This window comes from uncultured Anaerofustis sp. (genome assembly GCF_938029165.1).
Classification (GTDB): Bacteria; Bacillota; Clostridia; order Eubacteriales; family Anaerofustaceae; genus Anaerofustis.
The window spans coordinates 14,691-39,686 of the sequence record NZ_CALHFB010000053.1 but is presented as its reverse complement, the minus strand read 5'-3'; the positions used below and the strand labels follow the sequence as shown (position 1 = coordinate 39,686).

At 34.8% G+C, this 24,996-nt stretch carries 22 protein-coding genes and 1 pseudogene; 10 read left to right on the top strand and 13 right to left on the bottom strand.

The features are described 5' to 3' along the window. The 8 genes and pseudogenes from Q0516_RS10825 to Q0516_RS10790 form a co-directional block, all read right to left on the bottom strand. A pseudogene (locus Q0516_RS10825) lies at window positions 1–1,104 on the bottom strand (hypothetical protein); the annotation flags it as partial. Between the two features lie 113 nt (window positions 1,105–1,217). After that, entirely contained in the window at window positions 1,218–3,656 is a 2,439-nt protein-coding gene (locus Q0516_RS10820; RefSeq protein ID WP_294468234.1) for a glucosaminidase domain-containing protein, read from the bottom strand. A 101-nt stretch (window positions 3,657–3,757) separates the two neighbouring features. Beyond that, entirely contained in the window at window positions 3,758–4,516 is a 759-nt protein-coding gene (locus tag Q0516_RS10815) for an RNA methyltransferase (RefSeq protein WP_299237840.1), read from the bottom strand. A 67-nt stretch (window positions 4,517–4,583) separates the two neighbouring features. Then, a complete protein-coding gene (gene clpX, locus Q0516_RS10810) occupies window positions 4,584–5,846 on the bottom strand; it encodes an ATP-dependent protease ATP-binding subunit ClpX (RefSeq protein ID WP_294468231.1) in 1,263 nt (420 codons plus the stop codon). Between the two features lie 19 nt (window positions 5,847–5,865). Next, complete coding sequence (gene clpP, locus Q0516_RS10805) at window positions 5,866–6,447, bottom strand: ATP-dependent Clp endopeptidase proteolytic subunit ClpP (protein ID WP_257481087.1); 582 nt, start codon at window positions 6,445–6,447, stop codon at window positions 5,866–5,868. A gap of 23 nt (window positions 6,448–6,470) precedes the next feature. Beyond that, complete coding sequence (gene tig / locus Q0516_RS10800) at window positions 6,471–7,796, bottom strand: trigger factor (RefSeq protein ID WP_294468229.1); 1,326 nt, start codon at window positions 7,794–7,796, stop codon at window positions 6,471–6,473. A gap of 1,290 nt (window positions 7,797–9,086) precedes the next feature. Further along, window positions 9,087–9,548: a hypothetical protein gene (locus tag Q0516_RS10795; protein WP_294468227.1), complete on the bottom strand. Its 462-nt coding sequence runs from the start codon at window positions 9,546–9,548 to the stop codon at window positions 9,087–9,089. Window positions 9,549–9,553: 5 nt separating this feature from the next. Beyond that, window positions 9,554–9,907, bottom strand: a complete 354-nt coding sequence (locus Q0516_RS10790; protein ID WP_294468225.1) for a hypothetical protein — start codon at window positions 9,905–9,907, stop codon at window positions 9,554–9,556. A gap of 169 nt (window positions 9,908–10,076) precedes the next feature. On the opposite strand from Q0516_RS10790, the gene Q0516_RS10785 reads away from it, so the two are divergent. From Q0516_RS10785 to Q0516_RS10765, 5 genes are all read left to right on the top strand, one after another. Further along, on the top strand, window positions 10,077–10,508 hold the full coding sequence (locus Q0516_RS10785; protein ID WP_257481130.1) for a polymer-forming cytoskeletal protein: 432 nt from the start codon (window positions 10,077–10,079) through the stop codon (window positions 10,506–10,508). Between the two features lie 26 nt (window positions 10,509–10,534). Beyond that, entirely contained in the window at window positions 10,535–10,726 is a 192-nt protein-coding gene (locus tag Q0516_RS10780) for a DUF1858 domain-containing protein (RefSeq protein WP_007049402.1), read from the top strand. Window positions 10,727–10,768: 42 nt separating this feature from the next. Further along, the gene (locus Q0516_RS10775; protein WP_294468219.1) at window positions 10,769–11,323 is read left to right on the top strand and encodes an ImmA/IrrE family metallo-endopeptidase; all 555 of its coding nucleotides are present in this window, start codon (window positions 10,769–10,771) and stop codon (window positions 11,321–11,323) included. Window positions 11,324–11,428: 105 nt separating this feature from the next. Further along, entirely contained in the window at window positions 11,429–12,868 is a 1,440-nt protein-coding gene (locus Q0516_RS10770) for a hypothetical protein (RefSeq protein ID WP_294468216.1), read from the top strand. Between the two features lie 12 nt (window positions 12,869–12,880). Continuing rightward, a complete protein-coding gene (locus Q0516_RS10765; protein ID WP_294468212.1) occupies window positions 12,881–14,827 on the top strand; it encodes a hypothetical protein in 1,947 nt (648 codons plus the stop codon). A 28-nt stretch (window positions 14,828–14,855) separates the two neighbouring features. On the opposite strand, the gene Q0516_RS10760 is transcribed toward Q0516_RS10765, so the two are convergent. Then, on the bottom strand, window positions 14,856–15,431 hold the full coding sequence (locus Q0516_RS10760; protein ID WP_294468207.1) for an N-acetyltransferase: 576 nt from the start codon (window positions 15,429–15,431) through the stop codon (window positions 14,856–14,858). A 202-nt stretch (window positions 15,432–15,633) separates the two neighbouring features. Here Q0516_RS10760 and dprA point away from each other — a divergent pair, with 202 nt between their 5' ends. Both dprA and topA read left to right on the top strand, forming a co-directional pair. Beyond that, window positions 15,634–16,785: a DNA-processing protein DprA gene (dprA, locus tag Q0516_RS10755; RefSeq protein ID WP_294468205.1), complete on the top strand. Its 1,152-nt coding sequence runs from the start codon at window positions 15,634–15,636 to the stop codon at window positions 16,783–16,785. Between the two features lie 36 nt (window positions 16,786–16,821). After that, window positions 16,822–18,894, top strand: a complete 2,073-nt coding sequence (gene topA / locus Q0516_RS10750; protein WP_294468202.1) for a type I DNA topoisomerase — start codon at window positions 16,822–16,824, stop codon at window positions 18,892–18,894. A gap of 36 nt (window positions 18,895–18,930) precedes the next feature. Here the strand turns inward: topA and Q0516_RS10745 are convergent, their stop codons facing one another. The 3 genes from Q0516_RS10745 to Q0516_RS10735 are packed head-to-tail and all read right to left on the bottom strand — an operon-like array spanning window position 18,931 to window position 21,244. Beyond that, window positions 18,931–19,305, bottom strand: a complete 375-nt coding sequence (locus Q0516_RS10745) for a desulfoferrodoxin family protein (RefSeq protein ID WP_257481137.1) — start codon at window positions 19,303–19,305, stop codon at window positions 18,931–18,933. Between the two features lie 27 nt (window positions 19,306–19,332). Then, entirely contained in the window at window positions 19,333–20,538 is a 1,206-nt protein-coding gene (locus Q0516_RS10740; RefSeq protein ID WP_257481138.1) for an FprA family A-type flavoprotein, read from the bottom strand. A gap of 28 nt (window positions 20,539–20,566) precedes the next feature. Continuing rightward, the gene (locus Q0516_RS10735) at window positions 20,567–21,244 is read right to left on the bottom strand and encodes a Crp/Fnr family transcriptional regulator (protein WP_294468190.1); all 678 of its coding nucleotides are present in this window, start codon (window positions 21,242–21,244) and stop codon (window positions 20,567–20,569) included. A 256-nt stretch (window positions 21,245–21,500) separates the two neighbouring features. On the opposite strand from Q0516_RS10735, the gene Q0516_RS10730 reads away from it, so the two are divergent. From Q0516_RS10730 to Q0516_RS10720, 3 genes are all read left to right on the top strand, one after another. After that, window positions 21,501–21,920, top strand: a complete 420-nt coding sequence (locus tag Q0516_RS10730) for a DUF2871 domain-containing protein (RefSeq protein ID WP_294468188.1) — start codon at window positions 21,501–21,503, stop codon at window positions 21,918–21,920. 85 nt (window positions 21,921–22,005) lie between these two features. Beyond that, complete coding sequence (locus Q0516_RS10725; RefSeq protein WP_294468185.1) at window positions 22,006–22,503, top strand: GNAT family N-acetyltransferase; 498 nt, start codon at window positions 22,006–22,008, stop codon at window positions 22,501–22,503. 325 nt (window positions 22,504–22,828) lie between these two features. After that, a complete protein-coding gene (locus Q0516_RS10720; RefSeq protein ID WP_257481142.1) occupies window positions 22,829–23,176 on the top strand; it encodes a hypothetical protein in 348 nt (115 codons plus the stop codon). 447 nt (window positions 23,177–23,623) lie between these two features. Here Q0516_RS10720 and trpS read toward each other — a convergent pair whose 3' ends face one another. Continuing rightward, the gene (trpS, locus tag Q0516_RS10715) at window positions 23,624–24,625 is read right to left on the bottom strand and encodes a tryptophan--tRNA ligase (RefSeq protein ID WP_294468180.1); all 1,002 of its coding nucleotides are present in this window, start codon (window positions 24,623–24,625) and stop codon (window positions 23,624–23,626) included. Window positions 24,626–24,996: the final 371 nt, after the last annotated feature.

Below are 24,996 nucleotides of genomic sequence, written 5' to 3'. Positions count from 1 at the left end.
GCTTTCCAGATTTGCAAAAGCGAGTTCCATAAGAGCATTTATACCATATTTATTTTGGACATCTATGAGTGTCCCGCCTTGGTTTTTAAGCTTTGTATTGCTCGGATAAGTATTTATCCTCTTATTTAAATCGTCTTTTGTGTAGTTTGTTTTTGTCCTGTAGGAAAGATAGGTATAGTAGGGGTAGTGGGTACCTATTTTAGACGAAGAACTTAAATATTTTGAGGTATAAAAATTAACTCCGTCCATGCTGTAATACTTTGTATCTGTTTTCATGAATGAGGGAGCCTTATCTACGATAAAACTTTGAAGTGTTGATTTTTCACCGCTTTCGTATTTCACTGATACGCTTGGGTCGGTGAGTATGGATGTGTAGTGATACAGATCTCTGTTCGAATTTACGTAATAATATCCAGTAGTATATTTCTTTGTAGCACTTGAAGCCGATAGATATGTATCGCTTAGGACTGCTTCGGGGATAAATGTCAGGTTATCCGAAGAAGTATAGTTGGTTATCCCGCTTATACCTATTTTGCAGGTCGAAGATGTAAGATTACTTTTATTCTCCGCACCGTAGTAAAATACTTCATGATTAGTAGGTATATATGGTGCCGAGGAACCGTAATTTTTGTCGAGGGATATAATGGTTGAATTAACCGAGATATAAGCTTTGCCTAACTTCATATCGACTATCTTATCGTTGTCGTTCAATATCACCAGTCCGTATGCTTTTTTCGTGTATTCGGTTGTGTTTTTATTTTTATACTCTGTGTACAGCGTGTTCATCGAATTTTTGGCACTTTCAAAGGTACCAAATGTCTTTAACTTGTTAAATTTGACTAGGGTAGGGTACTTGTCTGCGGATTTGTTTTTTGCCGTATAAGCATATGCCACATGAAAATTTTTGGAAACTGTTTTTGTGTTTTTATTCTTGTTATTTAAATACTCCTTTGGTACTTCATCACCTTTATATTTATTTTCGTTTTTTGCTTCGTTCTTTACGAAATCGGGGATGTCCAAAGTGTTTAAATCATTTGCACTTATACTAAATGAGGGGATAAGGAATAATAATAAGATTAGTATTACTCTTTTACCTATTTTCATAAAATTTCTCCTTAATTTTTTTAATAATAAAATTATACAATCATAAAAAAGATTTTAAACATTAAGATGAAATTGGCATAAAAGGAAAAAAAAGACACTTTAAAAGTGTCTTTTTATTTTAATACTAACTTTTTAGGGTATTTATAAGTATAACTTCCGTGAATATATTTAACTGTATACTTTCCTTTGGCAAGTAGTTTTTTGTTATATTTTCCGTAGTTACCGTATCCCTTAAATGCTACAGCTTGTCTTGTATTGGCTTTTTTATAATAAAATCCTTGATTAAAGACAAGTCTGCCTTTTGAATCATAAATCCTTACATAACTCGTACCCGGTCTGTTTGGCTTCATTGATAGTACTGTACTGCTTTTTCTTTTAATCGTTGTTTTTGATATATCGGTATAAAGCTTAGTCGCGGGAGTATATACTTTTGTTGAATATACTTTCGTTTTTACGATCTTTCCTTTTGCGGAAATAGTTACTTTAAATAAATATTTTGTTCCTTTTGAACTTCTCTTAACATAAGCCCCCGTTTTATACCCTGCAGTATTTTCTTTTGTTGCTTTTCCGTTCCAGAAAAAAGTAGCTGTTGTTGTTTTTGTTGATTTTTTAGTTTTAATTTGTTTTGCTACTATTCTTTCTTTTGCATCATATACTCTAAGTTCTACTTTAGCTCCAGGTACGCTTGCGTATACTTTAGACTGCACCTTTAAATTATTACCGTATCCCGGAGTAATTCCGTAGCTAGTAGAAGGTTTTACCGTTGGTGATGATACAGATAATTTAACGGATGTAGGTTTACTTGAGGATCCACCTGAATTATCTGATGATGAATTCAAAGGATTACTTCCTTTTCTTATAATAGTTATTTGACTTTTAGGTATATAGCCGACCGAGTTTGTGAAGTTATACTTGTTTTTATAATTTGCTTCGCCGCTAACAATTCCCATGTCCGTTTGTACTTTATAATAATTCCCGCTGGTTCCTATTACCGCAACTGTCATTCCCACAGGAGAAGAACCTCCCTTTGTTCCCAGTCTATATAGTTTTTTACTTGATGTGGAAGCTTTTTGATATACATATGCCGCAGTAGTCGTTTTACCTATGGTATATCTGCCGTAGTCTTTCGAACCCATATTTTTATCCTGGGTATAAGCGATCCCTCCGATTTTTTCTCCGTGATAAGGGTCTGAAGCATATTTAACCGCTACACCTATCTTTTTATCTCCGGGACAAGTCCCGAAATATCTTGAATCGGTCTTCGTATCAAAGTATCCTTGAGATAGATATCTTCCCGCATGTCTTATTATACAGTCTCCCGCAGATTTAAAATATGTTGCTCCGTCCGGATTTGAATCTGTCGCAGCTATTCCAAATAAGTTCTTTCTTGATATAGCATAGCCGCTTGTTCCATATGCACTCTCTAAATTTGCAAATGATAATTCGAGGAGTGCATTTATTCCATATGTATTCTGAGCTGTTATTAAGTCTTTGCCACAGCCTCGAAGTACACTTGAGCTGGAATAAGTTTTTATTCTGTTGTCTAATTGTGATGCGGAATAATTAGTCTTTGTCCTGTAAGGAAGATATTTAAAATATGGGTAATATGTTCCTGTCTTATTTGTTAAATAGCCGTCGGTGTAAAAATTAACTCCGTCCATACTGTAGTATTTTGTACCTGCTTTCATAAAAGAAGGTGCTTTGTCCACTACCATGCTGTAAGTATTTCCTACATATTCTCCGCTTTCAAAATATGAAGAAGTACTTGCGTTTGTAAGTGTTTTGTAAGTATGAATAAGTTCTCCGCTTGAGTTTTTTGAATAATACCCTACGGTGTATTTCTTGGTGCCGGACGATGCAGATTTATATAATGTGGAAATAAGTCCTCTTGGTATTAATGTTAAATTTGAAGAGGATACATATCCCTTTGTCCCGCTGATCCCGACATTTACACTTGACTGTGTTGAACTGTTTGCTTTTGCTCCGTAATAGTATAATTCATGATTTTTAGTAACATATGAGTCTCCTATATTCATGGTTGCACCGCTTGGTGTTGCGTAAACTCTTCCGTTTTTCATTGCTATTACTTTTCCTGATTTATTTGTTATACACATTCCGTAAGCTTTAACATTATCTCCTACGTTTTTATACTTTGTGTAGTAACTATTCATAGAAGTAAGTGCATCATTAAAATTTGAGTATCCTTTTAGTTCTTTAAAAGTTGCTTTTGTTGCATATTTATCGGAAGAATTTGCTTTTGTAGCATATACGTAAGCGACTGTAAATGTACCCATTGATTTAACCGTTATAGACCTTGCTGATTTTTGATTTTCGGTTTCAGAAGTGCTTTCTTCTTTTTCTTCCTTTGCGGCTTCTTCAGAGTACGATTCTCTGTCCATGCTTTTTTCTTCTTTTGTTAAATCCGATTCATTTGCCTGGCTTGGGACATCATAAGTTATATCCATATTCATATCTTCTGCGAAAACGCTTCCCGATACGGATGTGATAAATAGGATTATTAGTATTATGCTTATTTTCTTTATTGCTTTCATGTTTTGTTTCGTTCCTCCAAAAGGCAGTATTTACTAAATTATACAATATTCGACAAATATTTACAATAAAAAAAGAGCCTATGACTCTTTTTGGTTAAATTTTACAGGAAACCATAGATTTTGTACATCAATATGGAACCGCTGACGTTTGCGTTCAGTGATTCGCATTTACCGCTCATTGGTATCTTTACTTCCTTTGTGGCATATTTTAAACATTCATCGCTTATCCCGTTTCCTTCGTTCCCCACTATCAAAACGTTGTTATTATTATTTAGTTTTATGTCTTCTCTTCCGTTCAAGGTGGAAGCTATTATGTCAAATCCTTTTTCTTTTAATGTTTTTAATATTTTATAATCCTCATCCAAGATGATTTTAGTGTTTATTATGCTTCCCGCACTCGCTCTTACTGCTTTATTAAGGAAAGGGGAGGCTGAAGAATTTAATACCACTCCGTCAAAATCCGTGCACACACTGCTCCTTATAAGCCCTCCCACGTTTTCGGGGTCCTGCACTTTGTCTAAATATAATATGTTGTCATTTTCATTTATATCATCTATATCAGAGTACTTCGTTTCCAATACCGCAAGCACTCCCTGAGGGGTCTTTGTGGAGGAGATGTATTTGAATATTTCATTATCCACTTCAAGAGCATTTTCATATTCCTCGGTGTATTCTTCGGTAGTTATTATATATTTTATGATATTGGTCTTATTTTCCAGTGCGTCGTTTACGAACTTTATCCCTTCAAGGATAAAAAGTCCATATTTATCCTGATATTTCTTTTTTTCCAGACTCTTTATAAGTTTGATTATTTTATTTGTCTTTGATGTTATCATTGCTTTCCTCTTTGATTTTCTCATATCATTATAACTATTTTTACCTTAAATGTAAACAAAATAAAAAAGGACATATATATGTCCTTTTTTATTACTGAGCTTTTTTGTCAAAAGCTTCTTTTACCATTTCTTTGGTCACGGTAAGTTCTTTTACATCTTTGCTGCTTGGTGCTTCGTACATAACGTCCAGCATGATGTCTTCGAGGATACTTCTAAGCCCTCTCGCTCCGGTTTCTCTCTTGACGGTTTCCTTTGCGATAAGTTCTACAGCATCTTTATCAAAGTGTAAATCTACATCGTCTAAGCTTAGTAAATATTTATATTGTTTTACCAAAGCATTCTTAGGTTTTGTCAGGATATTAACAAGAGCTTTTTCATCAAGCTTTTTAAGTGAAGCACTTATAGGAAGTCTGCCCACAAGTTCGGGGATGAGACCGTATTTCACGAAGTCCTGAGGCTGTGCAAGGCTAAATAAATCGTCTGTGGATTTATCCTTGACTCCGGTGATATCGTTGCCGAAGCCCATTGAATGAGTTCCAAGTCTTTTCTTTACAACTTCGTCCAGACCGTCGAAAGCTCCTCCGCAGATAAATAATATATCTTTGGTATCTATTTGAATGAAGTCCTGATGAGGATGTTTTCTTCCGCCCTGAGGGGGAACGTTGGCAGTTGTTCCTTCAAGTATTTTAAGGAGTGCCTGCTGAACACCTTCACCGCTTACATCTCTCGTAATAGATGTGTTTTCGCTTTTTCTGGCAATCTTATCGATTTCGTCGATATATATTATCCCTTTTTGTGCCATTTCCACGTTATAATCCGCAGCCTGGATAAGTCTGAGTAAGATGTTTTCAACGTCTTCACCTACATATCCCGCTTCCGTAAGCGCAGTGGCATCAGCAATTGCAAAAGGTACTTTTAATATCTTCGCCAGTGTTGAAGCAAGAAGTGTTTTACCGCTTCCCGTCGGTCCCGTTAGTAAGATATTGCTTTTTTGAAGTTCTACATCCGAATCTTTATCATCACTGTTTTCTATTACGCTTATTCTCTTATAGTGATTATAAACCGCAACGGCTAAAGTCTTTTTAGCATCGTCCTGGCCGATTACATATTCATCCAATAATTCTTTGATTTTGTTAGGTTTTTCTACATCATTAAGATTTGGAGCTAAGTCATTAACAAATTCGTTATTGTCATCATCGTAAAATGTTTCGCTGAACATTTCGCTGCAAAGTGCAACACATTCGTTACAAATAAATACTCCCGGTCCAGCTACCAAACTCTTGACTTCCGATTGGGTCTTTCCGCAAAATGAACAATGATTCTGCTCTTCGTAAGTTTTGTTTTCGTCACTCATATAATAGCTCCTTTCTTATTTATCTTTTTTCTATGACTTTATCTATAAGACCGTATTCCATAGCCTCTTTAGCAGTCATAAAGTTATCTCTGTCTGTATCTTTTTCGATTGTTTTAAGTGTTTTTCCCGTTCTTTTACTAAGTATCTTATTAATATCTTCTCTTGTCTTTAAGAGTCTTTTTGCGTGGATCTCTACATCGCTGCTTTGTCCCTGAAAACCGCCTAGGGGCTGATGTATCATTATTTCACTGCTTGGCAGAGCTATTCTCTTGCCTTTTTCACCGCATGCTAAGAGGAATGCTCCCATAGATGCAGCCATACCGATACAAATCGTCGATACATCGCATTTGATATAATTCATAGTGTCATATATAGCCATTCCCGCAGTAACGCTTCCGCCCGGGGAGTTGATATATAACTGTATCTCTTTTTCGCTGTCCTGTGACTCCAAGAATAGCATTTCCGCTACCACTAAATTAGCCACGTCGTCGTTTATTTCTCCTGAGAGAAATATTATTCTGTCTTTAAGTAAACGAGAGTAGATATCGTAAGAGCGTTCGGCTCTTCCTTCATTTTCTACTACCATTGGGATTAATGGCATAAAAATTACCTCCGAATTTAGGTTTATTTTTCTTCTTTTTCTTCTTCTTTAACCTTAGCATTTTCAATTAGGAAATCGAAAAGTTTTCTTTGTTTGATGAAGTTTTCGATGTAATTTTCCGTAGCTTCGTCAAGGACTTTCTTAAAGTCTTCAACCTTTTGGTTGTAAGCTTTTGCGAAGTTTTCATATTCCGCTTCTTTTTCTTCGTCACTTACATCAAAACTTTCAACTTCCATTAATTTATTTAATACCAAGTCTTGTTTTACATCATGTTCGGCTTGTTCAACGAACAGTGCATCGAAATCAGCTTCGCTTTTTCCTTCGTTTTGCTGTTTCATTATTTCGTAGTATGTTTTTGGGTCGATACCGCTTTGCATTATCTGCTGTTCGAACTGAGCCTTAACGTCTTCCGTCTTTCTGTCTATCATACATTTAGGGATATCGATTTCAGTATTCTTGCATACTTCTTCGATAATAGTATTGATAGCAGCGCCTTTAAGATTGTTTTCTCTTTGTTCTTTTATAGTTTTCTTTAAGCTTTCTTTGTATTCGTCCAAAGTATCGAATTCACTTACGTCGGCTGCGAAATAATCGTCAAGCTCTGGAAGTTCTTTAGCTTTTACTTCGTGTATCTTTACTTTGAATACGCTGTCTTTTCCCGCAAGTTCAGCGGCATGGTATTCGGTCGGGAAAGTAACGTTTACCTCTGTTTCTTCTCCGGCTTTTTTACCTATAAGCTGATCTTCAAATCCCGGGATGAAAGAATTGCTTCCGAGAACCAACGGATAGTTTTCGCCTTTTCCGCCTTCGAAAGGTTCATCTCCCACATATCCGTCAAAGTCTATTATCACTGTGTCGCCGTCTTTAGCTTCGGTATCTTCAACGCTTACTAATCTTGCGTTTTGTTCTCTTACTCTTTCAAGTTCGTCTTCTACGTCTTTGTCTGTAGCTTCATACTCTGTAGAGTAGATTTCGATACCTTTATATTCGCCAAGTTCGAATTCAGGTTCCAATTCAACTTCAATAGTAAATGTAGCACCTTCTTCTTTGCTTATGCTGTCTAACTTTGTCATTGCAGGCATGTTTACAGGTTTTAAATCATGATCTTCTATAGCTTTTTCGTATTCTGATGGGAATGCTTCGTCTAATGCATCTTCAAAAAATACGCCTTCGCCGTATCTGTTTTCAATAATCTTTCTTGGGGCTTTTCCTTTTCTGAAACCATCGATGTTGAACTTACCTCTGTTTTTTTTGTATGCAGCATCAAGGGCCTTGCTAAAATCTTCTGCGGTAACTGTTATTGTGATTGTTGCCACGTTGTTTTCTTTCTTATCTAATATTGAACTCATTTATATTTTTACCTCCTAAGTCCCATTCTAACTCAAAATAGTATTATATCATAATTAATCAGAAATTCAAGATTTAAAAGGCTTTTGTTTACATATATTTGTAAAAAAAAGGATATTTTAAAAACCTAAGTCAATTTTTCTGCAATTTGTTAACAAAACGTAGTTTTTAAGTCATAATATACACTGTTTGACCAATATTTTTATCAATGGTATTTAACATATACTAAATATAAATCATTATATTAGGATTATAATAATATTAAATTTTGATAATAAAAATGTCGTTTTTTGTCGATAAAGTTTATTTTTTTAATATTTATCAATAAACGGATGATTGTAATGAATTATTGATTGTACGGGAAAAATTCATGTAAATCAATAAATTACAGCATTTGAATATAAAATTTAAAATCTAAAAAATTTAGGAAAGATACATTTTAGAAATTTGCTTTGGTTTACATAGTAAAATCATTGCTTTATATTTCAGATGAATATTATCTGGATATGTTTTTTATGGATATATATCCTTTTATATTTTTATTATTATATTATTATCCTTATCATTTTTTATAAGGGAGTATTATCATTATTGATATGGGGTGATTTTTCTTATTATTGTTTTCTATCGTTAAATATATTCTTTTATATTATTTATCTTATATTATTATCTCCACAATTTTTGATATGGGGGTATTATGTATTAAGTAAGTGAACTTTTTATATAAACTCAATTATTTTATGGATATATATTCTTTTATAATTTTATTCTTTATACTATTATCTTTGACGTTTTTGCCTAGAGGGTACCCTCATTTTTGCATAGGGGTATAGGCAATTTTGCCTAGGGGGTAAGTAAAGGTTGTTTTCAAGGAATAAGCAATCAAAAGCTTATTTTAATATTTCAATACTTTATGTAGGTCAAAGTCGTTTTAAATGGTCGAAGCTGAAACGCTTAAAAGGAAATTTACATTACCGAGTTTGTGTATTATTATATTTTGAAATTTAAAATACTTTTGGTTTAATATCATTTGCTGTTTTCTAAAATAATTATATCTTTAAATAAAAAACACCCCTTTTATAAAAGGGGTGGGAGAGCGGCTGTTTCCTGAAAATCGGGTAGATTTTCAGAGAAAGTCCAGTCGCGTTAAAAGCCATCACGGCGATTGAGTGATGTCCTTTTATCCAAATATTTGGACAAGCAAATATTTGGCGGGTCGTAGGGCAGAGCCCTGCATAGGGTTCCTAAGGGACGGAGTCCCTTATAAGGTTTTAGGGGCAGCGCCCCTTATATCATTTGATTTCTTTAACAAGCTGAACTTTTTTCATACCTTTGATGATACTGTCCGCTTTTACGTCTTTTATCCATACTTTCCCGCTGTCGATACCAATTTTGGAATCGGCTTTATCGATATAGCATATGAGTTTTGAGCCGTCTTTGAAATGGACATAGAAAATTTCGCTCGTATAGTCTTTATTGGATAAGACTTTGACTTTATGGTTTCCCATGTCTTTTATAAACTTTGCGGCAGTGCTGTCTTTACCGTTTATCTCTTTTTTTTCTTTTACAACGGACATGAAAGGTTTATCTTCGTAGCTTATATATTCCACTTTTGTGATTTCTTTATTCAAAACTTGATTTTCCATTATGGAATTTAACATCATCTTTTTTGAAAATCCGGGAGTAATAAGTAAAAATAAAACTAAAACTATTCCTATAACAATAAAGGGAAGATATTTTTTATTTGGTTTCATATCTCTTATTTTAGGTCCTTTCCTTTATAGCCGTAGATGTAGCTCACGGGCAGTACGAACATGAACCCGACGCCTTTTTCTTCTATATTATCAAGTAATTTCATTATTTCGATAGTTACTTCGTCCAGCTTGTCATCGCTTTTTATTATGGACATCACCGTTATGTTTTTAGGTTTTTCTCCCGCTAACATTTTTCTTACCGAAGTAAACGTATGGCTGTCGGAGTTATCGTAATTCATCTCAACTTTTCCAAGCCCCGTAGAATTAAAAAAAGTCCCGCCGACTTCGCATTTCGATAATATTTCATGAACGTCGTCGATCAAATACGTATCGTTTAAAACTAAAAATAAAGCGTGCATAATTTACCTCCAAGATAACTTATATATAATTAGTTTATCATAAAAAAGTATAAAAATCTAACAAAAAACAACTCCTCGGCTTTTTTTCTTGTAATTTATTTTTCGCTGGTGTATAATTAATTACTGGTTAAAGAATAGATTAAATTATCTATAAAGAGAGGTATATATAATGGCAAAAAACAAACTTCAGGTATCTAATAAAAGAGTTAATTATGAACAAATAGATACTATTGTAGGTAGTGATATTACTTTTATAGGCGACCTTGCTTCCGGCGGAAACGTCAGATATGAAGGAAACTTAAAGGGTAATGTAAATTTGTCCGGAAATATAATAGTTGGCAGGAATGCATTTATATCGGGAAATATCAATGCAAAAAATGTTCATATAATAGGTACTGTTGAAGGAATTGTTACTTGTGAACAATTAAAAATCCTTTCTACGGGTAAACTAACCGGAGATGTTTATGTTGATAACATCATCATAGACGAAGGTGCTATTTTTATCGGCGGATGTAAAATAAAATCCACAGAGCTCAAAGACGAAGAACAGCTTAGCGAAGCTCTTGCCGTTAAAGAAGAAGAAACTGAAGAAGCACAGTAAATAGATATATAACGGAGGTAATAATAATGCAAATCACAAAAGATATGGGTATCATGGATATCGTGAATAAATATCCGCAGGCCGTTTCTGTATTTCAAGCATACGGTATGGGATGTATCGGATGTATGGCTGCAAGATTTGAAACATTGGAAGAAGGTGCAAATGCACACGGTATCAATGTTGACGATTTGGTAGACGATCTAAACGAAAATATTTAATTTAAAAAGCCTCAAAAGAGGCTTTTTTTAGTAGGAGAAGATATGACCAAATATTTATACGAGAACATGTACGAAAAGGCAGAAAAGGTAAGAAGTGAATATTTTGTTAATACATATCCCGTGACCTTTGAAAAGTTTGAGGAAATATTTGACGATTTAAATTATAAACTCAAATTTTTCGATGACTGCGGTAAATCATGCGTTATCGGAAATATGCTCATTGTCGGCAATACCAAAATGGAAGATAACGAATACTTAAAAAAGAACTCCACATTATCTGACGAGACAAAGAAGAGGAGAGAGGCTTTGGCTCATGAGGCGGGACATCTTTTCTGTCACAGCATAAATCAGCTTGAAAGCGAAGATATCCCTCTTTCAAAGGAAGAAGCTCAGGCAGATGCCTTTTCATTGTATTTTTTAATGCCCGACGATTTATTCGAAGAGTTTTACGATAATTCTTTTCTGATGTACGGCAGTTTTAATCCATATGACGCCAGCGAGGCTTTCGGCGTCACCGTGGATTTTACCATGAAGAGAAAGAAATACTTTGAAAAGAGCAGGAGGCACGAAAGAAAAAGGATTGGAGAAGATGTTTAAAATAGTTTAAATATCCGTCATTGAATAAATTTAAAAAGTAATATACTATTAAAGTAAAGTTTCCCTATAAATTAGGGGACTTTATTTTTTTACGGAGGTGATAAATTGAAAGTCAATAAAATAGGATATGAAATGCTTGACAGCACCCTTAAATCTATTCTTGATAAGAATATTGATACGGGGCTTGTAAAAAGTTTTTTAGATATCCCAAATATCAGAACGGAAGATGACCATGAAGCGTATATCATTTTGGACGATGATATATATATGGAAGAAAACGAGGAAAAGAACAGGAAAGGATACATATATTATGCAGAAAATATAGGAGAGGGTTATATATATGTAGGCAAACAAAATGAAATAGAATTTACTCCCTATGATTTGCTGGAAAACAATCCCTTTGCTTTTAAAGAGCATACTCACGATTTGTCCGGAAGCGACTATACTATTTTCTGGGACAGCGTTACGGGAAAGCCGGAGAGCTGGCACCCGAGCAGACATACTCATGTTTCGGGGGAAGTGAGCGTAGACTGGGAGGATATCAACGAAAAACCTCAGGTATTTCCTCCCGCGGAGCATTCCCACGGTTCGGGGGGCGAGCTTGACAGAGGCTGGGAGGATATTTTGAATAAACCGGGGTTATATGGAAATAACCTTCTTCATAATACGTCATTTAAAGTTCATCAAAGATACAAGGATTTGGATTTCCCGTTGGGGGTAGTATCCGACGGTGAAGCAAAGATGATATTCGACAGGTGGGCTTTTATAAATGAACTAAATATCCCCATGTCCGTTTCCAAAGTTGAAAACGGAGGAATTGCAGCTGCGGGGACCACGATTGTCGGGAGTATGGAGACTTTTAAAATAAGACAGACAATCAAGGCAAGCGAGATAGGATATAGTAAAGATGCGGGAATGAAAAGGTTCAATGTTTCTGTAAACGGAGAATTTGAAAATATTCTTTCTATCGAGTTATATGTAAATAATACAAGGATAGATGATTTTATCGGTAAAGACAGCTTAAGTTTTCCGATAAATTTTGCAATATTTAATAATGAGATAGTCATCGAACTGAGAGTATCATTCAAAGATGATGTTTTACCGAGCTTTAAACTTTATAATATCAAAATGGAAACCGGAGAATTCAAGACCGATTATGTGGATGTAAACGAGAGTTTGGAGCTTTTAAGGTGCAGAAGATATTATCAAAGACTTACTCTACCTGAGAATGTCATTATAAGCGGTTCGAATAATCATGTAAGGTTTATATATCCCGGGTATATAAATATGATAGAAACTCCTTTAGTTAAATCATTAAACGATTTATATATCCATAAAACCGACGGAAACAGTCATATAAAAATAGCTTTGGCGGGAGATGATTTGAGTACACTGACCGATGTTAAATTCAAAGGAAGTGCGGTCATTATAAATACCAAAGATAAACTCTATAACATTCCCGAGAAGACTTATTATGTACCAAATTCAAGCTCTGCGGAGCTCCTTTGGAATGAAAATGAGATAGAGCTTAGCGTAGGATATTAAAAGGAGGAAAGAATGAAATATATTAAAAAAGAAGAAGCGGTCATTACGGATAAAAAAGAAGCAAAGTACGACGAGCACGAAATATGTTCATTTATATTCGATTTGCTTGAGAAAAAAAGAAGAGAGAGGCTTCCTTATGAACTGAAGTGGAGGCTTGCCATAAACTTCCTTCAGGGAGACCAGTATTCCTATATAGACTCCGAAAGCGGAGGGATAATGGAGGTGGATAATGTCCAGTGGTGGCAGGAGAGAGAAGTATTCAATCAGATAGCTCCCATATACGACACGAGACTTGCAAAGTTATCCAAGCTCAAAGTGCTTATGAACGTAAGACCCGCCACAAATTCCAAGGACGATGTTAAATCCAGCAAGGTTTGCAAGAAAATCCTGGAGAGCATAGAAGAAGACTTGGAGATGAAGAAACTTCAAAAGCAGGCAAACATATGGGCAGAGAAGACGGGAAGCGCAATATGGGGAGTGTTTTGGGATAAGAATAAAGGAAAGACCATAGGTTATAAAGAACAATATGTGAAAAAAGAAAACAGCGATAAAAAAGAAAAAATAAATGCAGCTATAAAAGAGGGAGGTATAAATTATGAAATTATATCTCCTTTTGATTTTTTCCCTTCAAATGTATATGCGAAAGACATTGAGAGTTTGGACTATGCAATATGGTATAAAGTAATGAGCGTTAAAGAGATTGAAAATATGTTTAATACGACAGTAGAGGGATATGAAAATAATGTAGTTTCTTATTCTAAGGCAAGAACGAACGTAGGGGGACTTGGAAGCAAAGGGCACGGTTACAGCGAAAGCAGCAAGGATATAGATTTAAGTGCCGAGGTCATATCATATTTCGAAAAGCCTACAAACCGTTATCCCAAAGGCAGATATATAGTCTGTACCAAGGATAACGTCCTTCACATGGGAGACCTTCCTTATATAAATGCCGAGGACGGAGAAAGAGAACTTCCCTTTGTCATTCAAAAGTCTCTTGACTACGGAGAGTTCTTCGGAGAGAGCATTATAAATAGGCTCATACCTCTTCAAAGAAGGTTTAATAACATCAAAAACAGGAAGCAGGAATATTTGAACAGGGTGGCGATAGGGCAGATAACATATGAAAAGGGTAGTATCGATGAAGACGATGTACTCGATATGGGGCTTGCTCCGGGAGCCGTGATACCGAGAAGACAGGGAAGCGAAGAACCGTCCTATCTAAGGACGCCCGCACTCCCTTCCACAATACTAAGTGACGAGAAAGCCACGGAAGAACTTTTTATCACACTCAGCGGAGTGAGTGAAATGAGCAGAAATTCTTACAACCCGAAGAACGTGACTTCCGGTGTTGCACTGTCATTACTTCAGGATCAGGACGATACAAGGCTTGCACTGAACTATGAAAATATGTACGACACAAGGATAAAGATAGCAAAGCAGACCCTTAGGATACTGAAGAATTCCGTTACAACTCCAAGGCTTTCCAAATATGTGGATATGAAAGGTCAGGTAGAGGTGTTTTACTGGGACGGGACGAATATAAATTCCACGGATATATATATCGACAGCACATCCCTTCTTGCAAAGACCCCGGAAAGCAGGAGAGAACTTGTCCTTGACCTTATGGAGAGAGGGCTTTTTAACGACCCCGACACGGGAAAAGTAACAAAGGAAACATTGGTAAAACTCTTTGAAATGATAGAGCTAGGAAACTGGGAAGATTACTGCGAAAGCGTTGATCCTAATATATCAAAAGTAGACAGGGAAAATATCAATATGCTTAAGGGCAGAGAAGCTAAATTCAAACCTTACGACGAACATCAGCTTCATAAAAATGAACACATAAACTTTATGTTAAGCGAAGAGTTTGAAAATGCGTGCGAAAATGACGGAGACCTTGAAAACAGATTTTTAAAACACATAGAGCTTCACGATAAAGCTTTGAATTCCGCTTCATAAAATAAAATGCCGGTCAGACCGGCATTTCTCATTTTATTTTCTTCATAAATATAGGGCTTCCCAGTCCTTGTATGAAAGTAAAAAAATTAAAACTCTTCTTATATTCTTCAAAGCCCAGTTTTTTATAAAGCCTATGGGCATTTTTATTCTTTGATAACACTTCCAAATGACATTCTTTGTATCTTTCCATATCACAAACATAATATAGAAGCTTTCCTGCAATACCCTTATTCCTATGATTTTCGCTTGTAGCAACGAGTTCAACGTATATTTGATTATCCTTTGTTATCGGAATGGTATCCGTCGACATCCTAAGCTGTTTATATATGAGTTTTCCTTTTTTATTGAAAATCTGTTTACACACATCTTCTTTAAAGTCGTATACTCTATCCTTCAGTGTGCTGACTCCCAAAACGCCGAGGACTTCGTCATCTTCTATGTATACATACATCATATTAAAATCAAAGGATAACAGAAAGAGTTTTAAAGCTTCGTCCTTTGTGGCAAATTTAAGGGTATCTTTGAACCCTTCGGTAAATACTTTTACCGCTTCACTCTTCTTTTCTTCGTTTAGGGTATTTAAATTTACGATATTTCCGTTCATCGATAGTATTCTCCTCTTGGAATGTTTTTTCTTATTTTATCATAGTAAAATCAAATATACTATAAATATTTTATTTCGATTATATAACATGTATTTACAATGTGACCTATTATTGTCCTGTTTGTGACCAAATGTTCTAAGAGTGTTGAAATTTGTCGAAAAATGTTTTATCCTTTAAACATAGGATAAAAGGAGATTAAGTATGAATATAGAAAAATGGTTATGGTTGATGTCAATTCAAAATATCGGAGCAAAAAGAGCTATTAATTTATATGATTATTTCGGTTCCATAGATGAGATATATTTAAATGATGATATAAATAAATATACTAAGGTCAGCGGAATAACTCTCGATATCGCAACAAGGCTCACTATGGATAAAGATTTAAGTAAATTCAACAGGATTATTGATAGGATGTATAATGAGGGTATCAACTACATTACCATGGATGATAAATATTATCCTTATTCTCTAAAGGAAATTTACGATTATCCTCCCATACTGTTTTACAGAGGTAAAAATCTATTCATCGAAGAAAACCCAATGATTTCCATTGTAGGTACCAGAAAAGCCAGCAATTACGGGATGCAGGTCGCAATGGACTTTGCAAGGGAATTTTCAAATAAAGGTTTGGATGTGGTAAGCGGTATGGCTGCGGGGATAGATACATGCGCTCACAGAGGTGCATTACAGGGGTTTGGGGATACCATAGCCGTACTTGGTTCGGGAGTGGATAAGATCTACCCGAAATCAAATACGAAGCTTTACGATGAAATAATAGAGCGAGGCATGGTCATCAGTGAATATTTTCCGGGGACGGAACCTTTGAGCCATCATTTCCCCGCAAGAAACAGGATCATAAGCGGACTGTCACACGGGACTATCGTGATAGAAGCTTCATATAAAAGCGGTTCACTGATAACCGCAAGATATGCCAACGAACAGGGAAGAGAAGTATATTCCGTTCCGGGCAATATTACTTCCGCCTTATGTGAAGGGAGCAATTCTCTTTTAAAAGACGGAGCTAAGCTTATATTAAGTGCAAACGATGTTTTGGAAGATTTATATTATGTCCTTGACAGACCAAATATGGAAAGGATAACCGATATAATAGAAGCGAGAGAAGTGAAGGCTTTCAGAGAAGTAAAGACGGAAGTAAATATCCTTGATAAATATGAACTTTCCGATGATGAAAGGAATATATGCCAGGCAATTTTAGACGGAAATAACACCTCGGACCTTATAAATGAAAATCTGGGGCTCGAAATAAATCTTATAAATTCTGTCTTGACAATGTTGGAAATTAGAGGTATTGTTATTAGCACAGGCGCAAATCTTACCGTCAAACAGTAGATAACGCGCATAACTCATCATCGAAAGGAGTAGGGGATGTCTTATAGATTAGTAATAGTGGAATCACCTGCTAAAGCGAAAACAATACAAAAATATTTGCCTAAGGACTGCAAAGTAGTTGCGTCTAAGGGGCATGTCATCGATTTACCCAAATCAAAGCTCGGTATAGATATAGAAAATGATTTCGAGCCGGATTATAAAACTATAAGAGGTCAGGGGGAAAGGCTCAAAAAGCTTAAAGCGGACGCAAAAAAAGCCGATGAAGTTATTCTCGCAACTGATAACGATAGAGAAGGAGAAGCGATTTCATGGCATCTTGCCAATTATTTGGGGCTTGATTTAAAAGATAAAAACAGGATGGAGTTTTTGGAAATAACTCCGGCTGCAATCAAAAATGCGATAAAAAACAAAAGAACCATAGATATGAATATCGTGGACGCACAGCAAGCCAGAAGAGTTCTCGACAGGCTTGTGGGATATAAAATAAGTCCCGTCCTTTGGAGCAAAGTATTAAGGGGACTAAGTGCCGGGAGAGTTCAGTCCGTTGCCATGAGGCTTATAGTAGATAAAGAAAATGAAATAAGGAATTTCGTAAGCGAAGAATACTGGCTTATGGAAGGGCTTTTCAATAAGATAGATACAAAAGAGGAGTTTTTAAGTAAGCTCGCTCTTATAAAAGGCAAAAAAGCCGAAGTAAAGACAAAAGAAGACGCAGATAAAATAGTAAGGGATTTAAAAGAAAATAAGTATATCGTCAAAGAGGTCAAAAGAGGTACGAAGAAGAAAAATTCACCACCTCCTTTTGAAACCAGTTCAATGCAGCAGGACGCAAACAATAAGCTTAATTTCTCTATTTCAAAGACTATGATGCTGGCTCAGCAGCTTTACGAAGGGGTGGAAGTCGAAGGGATAGGTCAGATAGGTCTTATCACTTATCTAAGGACCGACTCTACAAGGCTGTCCGAAGAAGCTGTAAAAGCCGGAAGTGCATTTATAACAGATAAATACGGTAAGGAATTCCTCGGATATACCGGACCGAAGGGAAAAGCAAACAGTAAGATACAAGATGCCCATGAAGCGATAAGACCGTCAGATGTAAATCTTACTCCGAATAAACTCAAAACTTCACTGAACCAAGACCAGCTTAAATTATATACACTTATATACAACAGATTTTTGGCGTCACTTATGACTCCTGCGATTTATGACACTTTAAGAGTTGATATAGAAAACGGAGATTATATTTTCCGTTCTACGGGTTCGAGAGTCAAGTTCAAAGGCTATCTTGAAGTATATGACTTTGCAGGCAAAAAAGATAAAGACGGTGAAAACGAAAATATACCGCTGCTTACAGAGGGTGAAGAGGTCGATTTGAAAAAATTATCTCCTATCCAAAAGTTCACTCAGCCTCCTGCGAGATACAACGAAGCGAGCCTTGTAAAGGTACTTAAAGAAGAGGGGATAGGAAGACCTTCCACTTATTCTCAGATAATCAATACCATAAAAAACAGAGGATACGTTGAAGTAAATCAAAGAAGATTTTCTCCTACGATGATAGGAGAAGCGGTGGATAAACTGCTCAGAGAAAATTTTGAAGATATAGTAGACGTCGATTTTACCGCTCAAATGGAAAGCACCTTGGATAATATAGAAGAAGGCAATAAAAAATGGAAAGATGTTATTGCCGAGTTCTATAAAGGGCTTGAAAAGGAACTTGATAAAGTCAAAGACATAGAGAGGATAAAACTTCCGGAAGAAGAAACCGATGAAGTCTGTGAAAACTGCGGTAAACCTATGGTGATCAAATACGGAAGGTTCGGCAAATTCATGGCGTGCAGCGGTTATCCCGACTGTAAGACGACAAAACCTATCGTCAAAGAAATAGATGCGGAGTGTCCTAAATGCGGGGGACAGGTCGTTGAAAGGAAAAGCAAAAAGGGCAGTATATTCTATGGATGTAAAAATTATCCAAACTGTGACTTTGCTTCTTCACAGAAACCTACAAAGAAGATATGTCCCAAATGCGGGGAACTTTTATACGAAAGCAAAGGTAAGACAAAGAAATTATTTTGTAAAAATAAAGAATGTAAATATAAAGAAGAACAATAAAAAAAGGAGCAATATGCTCCTTTTTATTTGTCTTAACTATTTTTTCCATAATCCGTGAAGATTGCAATATTCATATGTAGCAACAAGTTCATCTCCGTCAGCTAAAATGAATTCGGCTTTTGGTTCGTCACCCGGTTTTAAATTCTTGATTTGATGACCCATTTTTGTTTCTATCCAAATGAATTCGATGTGATGTTTTTCTTCCATAGGATGAATGACATCTCCTACTTGTACGCTTACTTTATTTCCGTCAACGCTTACTGCTGGTACATGCTTTTCAACAGCGGCATCTGTTGTTCCCGCCTTTAGTTCTTCCATTTTTTCTCCGCAGCACATTACCGGTACTCCTTGATTTTTAGCGAAAACGATGATGTTTCCGCAGTGTTTACATCTGTAAAATTTTGCTTCCATAATTTTTTTACCTCTCTTTTTTATTGTTTATAATGATTTTATTATTTGGTCTGCTAATTTATTCAAACTATTTAAACTGTCATCTTTTAAAGCTGATTTTATAGTAACTTCTTCTTCGATGAAGTTACAGTTTTTAAGTTTTTCCAAAATGGCTTTCATTTTTTTGTTTGCAGAAGGTCCCCAAGAACCGTTTTCTATAAGTGCAATATTCCTGCTACTAAGATTGTGAGCCGCTACTTCGTGAAGAAGGGCTTCCATTTTAGGGAATATTTCATTGTTATAAGTTATTGACGCGAATACGAGTGTTGAATATTTGAATGCGTCCGAGATTATATATGAAGGGTCTGTTTTGGATACATCATATACCCTTATATGTTTAGCACCTTTGTCAGCCAACGTATTTGCAAGTATATTGGCTGCGGTCTCCGTATGACCGTAGATAGATGCGTAAGCTATCACCACCGATTTTTCTTCCGGCGTATAAGTGCTCCATAGATTATATTTATCCAAAATGAATGCTATGTCTTTTTTATCTCTCCATATGTGTCCGTGAAGAGGACATATCATTTCAATGTCAAGAGCAGAAGCTTTCTTTAATACAGCTTGGACTTGAGGACCGTACTTTCCTACGATATTTGTAAAATATCTTCTGTTTTCGTCAAGCCAGTCTCTTTCGTAATTTACTTCATCGGTGTATAGATTCCCGTCTATAGCTCCGAAAGTTCCGAAGGCATCGGCTGAGAATAAGATTTTATCCTCTGTATCATAAGTAACCATAACTTCGGGCCAATGAACCATAGGTGCCATAACGAAAGCAAGAGTGTGTTTTCCTGTGTTCAAAGTGTCATTTTCTTTTACCAAAACTACTCTTGAATCTATATCGAAGTTAAAAAACTGTTTTATCATGTTCACTGTTTTTTGATTTGCAACTACTTTTACATCCGGATATCTGTCCACTATTTCTTCTATCATTGCACAGTGGTCGGGTTCCATATGATTTACCACGATATAGTCAAGGTTTCTTTCTTTGAGCACCGCTTTAACGTTTGTTAGAAATTCACTGCTTGCATTTTTGTCTACGGTATCCAGTAAGACCGTCTTTTCATCCATAAGTAAATATGAGTTATAAGATACTCCGTTTTCTACCGGATAGATGTTTTCAAAAAGTGCTATCCTTCTGTCGTTTGCTCCCACAAAATATAAGTCTTCGGTTATTTTTCTGATACTTTCCATTATCTAAAATCATCCTTTCTTTTTTGTCTTAAAAACATAGGTCTTGAAGTTTTTCTTCTTCCAAGACCATGATATATTTTTTATCTACTTTTATAAGTTTATCTTTTTGCATTTTCATCAAGCTCCTCGAAAGCGAAGGTCTTTTCACTCCGAAGTAATCTGCCATTTCTTCTCTTGTCATATTTAGTGTTACTCTTTTATCGTCTTTCATACTTTGAATTAAATAAAGAGCTATTTTTTCTTCCAAAGTAGTCGCGGATAAAATATGTATTTTCTTCATCAGCGTAAGGGCTTTATCCGATTGAAGCTGCATGATGTTTTTTATAAGCATTTTATGAAAATCACATGCTTTTTCACATACGTTAAAGAAGAAATTCCAAGGTATAATCATAACCTTCGATTTCTTTGCTGAAATAGCGTCATAATAGTTCAGTGAGTTATCAAGTCCGTGAAATAAATCTCCGAAAATCTCGCCGTCCTCAACTTCATAAAATACATTCCTGTTTCCCGACGGATAATCTTTTATTATCATCACTTCACCTTTTAACAAAACATAAAGGTAATCCGATATTTCATCTTCACTGAAAATCACTTCATCAGCCGAGTATTTTTTTATTCTCGAGTTGGAACAATGAAGCATTTTTTCTATGGATACTTCATCTATCCCTCTGAACAATTCAGACTTGGCAATAAGTTTTAGATCCATTCTTTTTCCCTTATTCAGATTTGTTACCTTACCAATGAATTTTCTATATAATACCAGAAAAATATCAGTATTTCGGTAACATTTGTTACAATTATATATCTTTTACTATGATTTTGCAATGTTTTTAATTATATTTTAATAATTGAAAATGGAAAAATATTCAAATTGTAACTTTTGATTTGTAAAATTTATTATCTATTGATTTTAAATATAATAGTGTTAAAATTATTTCATATGATTTAAGGGAGGTTAAAGTATGAAAAGATTATTAAATACTTCATTTATGTACGCTGTCCTTGCAATGATAGGCGGGGTGTTCTACAGAGAATTTACAAAATATAATGATTTTACGGGAGTTACCATGCTTCGGGGAGTACATGGGCATTTATTCATGCTGGGTATGATAATGTTCCTTGTTATCTTACTTTTAAATGAAAAGTTCGATATCGTAAGTTCAAATAAATTCAATATGTTTTATATTATTTACAATATAGGTGTTTTGTTGACATCCGTTATGTTAACAGTACACGGTGTCATAGAAGTTTTAAATGTCAATGCTTCTAAAGCTTTACTGTCATCAATTTCGGGGATCGCTGGTATAGGACATATATTGGCAGGTATAGGTATAGTTTTACTTTTCTTCATGCTTAAAGAGAGTATAAATGAAAAGGAGTAAATAAGTACATAAAATTATAGATGATATGTTTTAAACGATAATGATATCAATATAAATGACATGTAATAGTATACGGAGAAGACATATGACATTCGATAAAATAAATATAAACGAAAAAGATAAGATAAAAGACCTTTCGCTATTTGCTTCAAATATAGTAAAGGAATATTTTGACCCTATAATCGGGAGTGCACAAAACGATTATATGATAGAAAAATTCCAAAGTGTAAAATCTATAACTTCTCAGCTAAGTGAGGGGTATGACTACTATTTTGTTCTGGACGATTTAAGTCAAAGGATAGGGTTCATCTCATTATACCCTAAAGATGAATATATGTATCTAAGTAAGTTTTATCTAAGTAAAGATAACAGGGGAAAGGGATACGCAAAAGCAATGCTTGATTTTATCATAGAAGAAGCAGGAAGTTTTGGACTTAGAGGTGTGACTTTAAATGTGAATAAGAATAACCCCGTTATAAATGTATATGAACACTTTGGATTTATAAAAATTAAAGAAGAGAAAAATGATATAGGCGGTGGTTTTTATATGGACGATTTTGTTTATAGATATGAAATAGTCTAAATGATATAGGATAAATTATAATGAAAAAAGTTTTTTATATAATATCGATATCTTTACAATTAGCAGGTGCTTTACTTAAAATGTTATATTCCGTTTCAACAAAACGCAGTAACATAATAAAAAACAATTATTAAGTAGCTTTAGCCAAAGTTAAATCTTATAAATTTAGCTTTTTGATATATCTCGGTTAAGGATAAAATAGTATTTAAGTGAACGAAAATGGTTATAAGCAGCATAAAGTAATGTAACTAAGGAGCTGTTTGACATTACCGATCCGCTCATGCTAGAATGAAAACAGCTATATGTTTGTTATGGAGGGATTTTGATGTTTAATGAAATCTGCATTTATGAAGCGAAAATCGATAAACAAGATGAAATCGAAACTTTGATGAAAGATGTTTCTGAGTTTTATCTTTCTCAGACGGGTGTTATAGATGTGAAGTATATCAAACGTACACACCGCCAAAAGGATTTCAATGCAGTAAAGGAAGGTGAACCGCCTATTCGCCTTACTAGATGGGTAGGTAAAGTTACATATATTTTGCACTGGACACTAGAAGATGAAGAAACTCATGCCCGAGTTTCGAAGCTTGGGTTGGAGAAATTTTATAAAAGATGGAACCGCTGTCTTACTACAATGCCTAAAATTTTATTGGGTGAGGATATTGTATAGTTCGACAGGCTAATCTTATCTTGGTTTTATTTTGATTTAATAAACTTAATACATAAAAAAGGATTTTCGTTTATTTCTTTATACTTTTTTTCATAATTTCTCATTTTAATTACGCTTATTAAAAATAACCTTTTTTTTAATGTCTTAAAATTAAGAGCCTCTGCCGTACGTCCGCACCTATCTATAAATTTATTGTTCTATTTACTATTTAAATATCAATCTCATTTATTAGAACTGACATTTTTATATTTTTAAAGCTGATTATCAATCCCAATTTTTTACTTTCTCGTTACTAAAACCATGCTCATAAGCATACATGGTTTCTTTGTTTTTTAGTATTTCAGCCAAATCAAAGAAATTATTTTTATTTAATTTTCTTATCTTTGATTTTTTCTTCTCGGTATCTTACGCATATACATTAAAAAAGGAGCATGATTACTCCCTTTTTTATAAACTGTAGAAACCTACTTTTTTCTTTACTTTTCTGAGTGTCTTATTTGCTATATAAGAAGCACTGTCTCTGCTGTCTTTCAGTACCTCATTGACGTAAGTCTTATCTTTGCATAGTCTGTTAAATTCGTCCTGGATAGGAGAGAGTCTGTCGGCGATGCTTTCTCCCACCGCATTTTTAAAGTATGCATAATTTTTTCCGTCAAAATCTTTTACTGCTTCTTCGATAGTTTTATTTGACGCACAGGAGTATATTTCAAGAAGATTTGATACTCCAGGCTTATTCTCTTTATCGTAGATTATATTCATATCCGAGTCTGTGACTGCTCTTTTGCATTTTGACATTATCACATCTTTACCGTCTATCATCGAGATAAATCCGTTTTTGTTTTCATCGGATTTTGACATCTTCTTTAAAGGATCCTGAAGGGACATTATCCTTGCTCCGTTTTCTCCGTAGTATCCTTCGGGAACTTTGAAAGTAGGAGAGTAGTTATTATTAAATCTGTTTGCTATGGTCCTTGTAAGCTCCAAATGCTGTTTTTGGTCGTCTCCGACGGGAACAAGGTCTGCCTGATAGAGAAGTATATCCGCCGCCATAAGCACGGGATAGTCGAATAGTCCCACTTTTATATTTTCTCCCTGGCTCTTGGATTTGTCTTTATATTGAGTCATTCTCGAAAGTTCGCCCATATGAGCATTGCAGTTTAGTATCCACTGAAGTTCTGCGTGTGCGGGAACATGAGACTGTATGAATAAGAGAGATTTTTTAGGGTCTATACCGCTTGCAAGGAGCATTGCCGCACATTCAAAACTCCTTCTTCTTAGTTCAGCCGGGACTTGGTTTACAGTAATTGCATGCATATCGGCTATGAAATAAATGCAGTTATAGTCGTCCTGACGTTCCACCCAGTTTTTTATCGCTCCGAAATAATTTCCTATTGTAAATTCTCCGCTGGATTGTATCCCGCTTAGTATCGTTTTTTTATCTTCTGACATAGTCCTACCTCTGAATATATTTAAATTTGACTTTCTGTTTTACTATAATTATTAATAATACCAATATTTCTCTTTATTTTCAACAGAAAACAATGATTATTGAGTAAATGTAATGTTTGATATAGATAATGACTTAATAGGTCTTATTTATATATTTAAAAACATTATTATTTATGATTTTTATATAAAAGCGATAGCTTGAAATTTTAAACCATATTATATTCATTATAAATTTTATTTAACTTTTGTTACAATAAATTATATATATCAATAAAATATAATAATATATTACATATGATTTTTACTTAAATAAGTCTTATATAAATCAGCCTTTGATTATTCTAAATAAATCACATTGTTAAACTAATTTT

What these genes read in the sequence shown, in the direction of transcription:
- Q0516_RS10820 (WP_294468234.1), bottom strand. Translation starts at nt 3,656, where the DNA reads ATGAAAGCAATAAAGAAAATAAGCATAATACTAATAATCCTATTTATC.
- Q0516_RS10815 (WP_299237840.1), bottom strand. Translation starts at nt 4,516, where the DNA reads ATGAGAAAATCAAAGAGGAAAGCAATGATAACATCAAAGACAAATAAA.
- clpX (WP_294468231.1), bottom strand. Translation starts at nt 5,846, where the DNA reads ATGAGTGACGAAAACAAAACTTACGAAGAGCAGAATCATTGTTCATTT.
- clpP (WP_257481087.1), bottom strand. Translation starts at nt 6,447, where the DNA reads ATGCCATTAATCCCAATGGTAGTAGAAAATGAAGGAAGAGCCGAACGC.
- tig (WP_294468229.1), bottom strand. Translation starts at nt 7,796, where the DNA reads ATGAGTTCAATATTAGATAAGAAAGAAAACAACGTGGCAACAATCACA.
- Q0516_RS10795 (WP_294468227.1), bottom strand. Translation starts at nt 9,548, where the DNA reads ATGAAACCAAATAAAAAATATCTTCCCTTTATTGTTATAGGAATAGTT.
- Q0516_RS10790 (WP_294468225.1), bottom strand. Translation starts at nt 9,907, where the DNA reads ATGCACGCTTTATTTTTAGTTTTAAACGATACGTATTTGATCGACGAC.
- Q0516_RS10785 (WP_257481130.1), top strand. Translation starts at nt 10,077, where the DNA reads ATGGCAAAAAACAAACTTCAGGTATCTAATAAAAGAGTTAATTATGAA.
- Q0516_RS10780 (WP_007049402.1), top strand. Translation starts at nt 10,535, where the DNA reads ATGCAAATCACAAAAGATATGGGTATCATGGATATCGTGAATAAATAT.
- Q0516_RS10775 (WP_294468219.1), top strand. Translation starts at nt 10,769, where the DNA reads ATGACCAAATATTTATACGAGAACATGTACGAAAAGGCAGAAAAGGTA.
- Q0516_RS10765 (WP_294468212.1), top strand. Translation starts at nt 12,881, where the DNA reads ATGAAATATATTAAAAAAGAAGAAGCGGTCATTACGGATAAAAAAGAA.
- Q0516_RS10760 (WP_294468207.1), bottom strand. Translation starts at nt 15,431, where the DNA reads ATGAACGGAAATATCGTAAATTTAAATACCCTAAACGAAGAAAAGAAG.
- dprA (WP_294468205.1), top strand. Translation starts at nt 15,634, where the DNA reads ATGAATATAGAAAAATGGTTATGGTTGATGTCAATTCAAAATATCGGA.
- topA (WP_294468202.1), top strand. Translation starts at nt 16,822, where the DNA reads ATGTCTTATAGATTAGTAATAGTGGAATCACCTGCTAAAGCGAAAACA.
- Q0516_RS10745 (WP_257481137.1), bottom strand. Translation starts at nt 19,305, where the DNA reads ATGGAAGCAAAATTTTACAGATGTAAACACTGCGGAAACATCATCGTT.
- Q0516_RS10740 (WP_257481138.1), bottom strand. Translation starts at nt 20,538, where the DNA reads ATGGAAAGTATCAGAAAAATAACCGAAGACTTATATTTTGTGGGAGCA.
- Q0516_RS10735 (WP_294468190.1), bottom strand. Translation starts at nt 21,244, where the DNA reads ATGGATCTAAAACTTATTGCCAAGTCTGAATTGTTCAGAGGGATAGAT.
- Q0516_RS10730 (WP_294468188.1), top strand. Translation starts at nt 21,501, where the DNA reads ATGAAAAGATTATTAAATACTTCATTTATGTACGCTGTCCTTGCAATG.
- Q0516_RS10725 (WP_294468185.1), top strand. Translation starts at nt 22,006, where the DNA reads ATGACATTCGATAAAATAAATATAAACGAAAAAGATAAGATAAAAGAC.
- Q0516_RS10720 (WP_257481142.1), top strand. Translation starts at nt 22,829, where the DNA reads ATGTTTAATGAAATCTGCATTTATGAAGCGAAAATCGATAAACAAGAT.
- trpS (WP_294468180.1), bottom strand. Translation starts at nt 24,625, where the DNA reads ATGTCAGAAGATAAAAAAACGATACTAAGCGGGATACAATCCAGCGGA.